The sequence below is a fragment of the Streptomyces canarius genome (assembly GCF_014650735.1).
GTDB lineage: Bacteria > Actinomycetota > Actinomycetes > Streptomycetales > Streptomycetaceae > Streptomyces > Streptomyces olivaceoviridis.
In genome coordinates this window covers 1-960 of record NZ_BMVN01000197.1, presented here as the reverse complement: position 1 = coordinate 960, position 960 = coordinate 1, and the positions used below count along the sequence as shown (strand labels likewise).

General features: G+C 68.0%; 2 protein-coding genes. Both read right to left on the bottom strand.

Annotation, left to right across the window (positions count from 1 at the left end):
• The coding region (locus IE294_RS46840; protein ID WP_189895402.1) for an IS3 family transposase at nt 1-596 on the bottom strand (596 nt) is incomplete at its 3' end.
• Nucleotides 593-892 carry a transposase gene (locus IE294_RS46835; protein WP_189895401.1) on the bottom strand — a complete coding sequence of 100 codons (300 nt, stop codon included), beginning with the start codon at nt 890-892 and terminating at the stop codon, nt 593-595. The genes IE294_RS46840 and IE294_RS46835, both read right to left, overlap by 4 nt.
• Nucleotides 893-960 lie beyond the last annotated feature (68 nt).

The following is a 960-nucleotide window of genomic DNA, read 5'->3' as shown; positions in this document are numbered from 1 at the left end:
CCGCGATCGCTGTGAACCACGCAGCCGGGCTCCAGTCCGCCCCGGCCGTGGGCCATGTCGAGCGCGTTGACGACGAGCTCGGCGCGGTGATGGTCGGCCATGGCATAGCCGACGACCTCGCGGGTGGCCAGGTCCAGCCAGCAGGCGAGGTAGAGCCAGCCCTCGGCGGTGGGCATGTAGGTGATATCGCCGACCAGCTTGGTCCCGGGGCGCTCGGCATGGAAGTCACGGCCGATCAGGTCCGGGGCCGGCTTCGCCTTCACATCAGGCCGGGTCAGCGAACGCCTCTTGCGGCGGGTGACACCGCGGATGTCGCGTTCACGCATCACGCGGGCGACGCGTTTGCGGTTCACCCGCCGGCCCAGGCGACGCAGTTCGGCGTGGATGCGCGGGACCCCGTAGGTGTGGCGGGAGGCGATGCGCACCACGGTGATCTCGTGCGCGAGCGTGTCGTCGGCGGCCTGACGAGCGCGGCGGGCGGCCTCGCCCTCGCGCCAGGTGTAGTAGGAGGAGCGGGCGACCTTCAGCACCCGGCACAGCAGGACGATCGGATAGTTCGCCTTCTCCGCATGGATCAACCGGTACAGCTCGCTCACCGGTCGTTCTCCTTCACGAAGAAGGCCGTCGCTTTTTTCAGGATCTCGATCGTCTGCTGCTGTTCGCGGACCTCCTTGCGCAGCCGCTTGAGCTCCTCGCGCTCGGCGCTGGTCAGCTCGCCGGACCCGCCCTCGCCCCGGTCCGCCTTCGCCCGGCGGTACCAGCCCCGCAGGGACTCGGAGCTGATGCCGAGCTCCCGGGCGACAGCAGTGACCGTCTTGCCCGAGGAATCGACGAGCGCGATCGCGTCCCGCTTGAACTCCTCGGTGTACTGCTTCGTGTACTTGCTACCCACCTGGTGCTACTTCCTCTGGAACCTCAAGATCCCAGTCTCCAGGTGTCCACGATCAAGGGGAAGCTTCA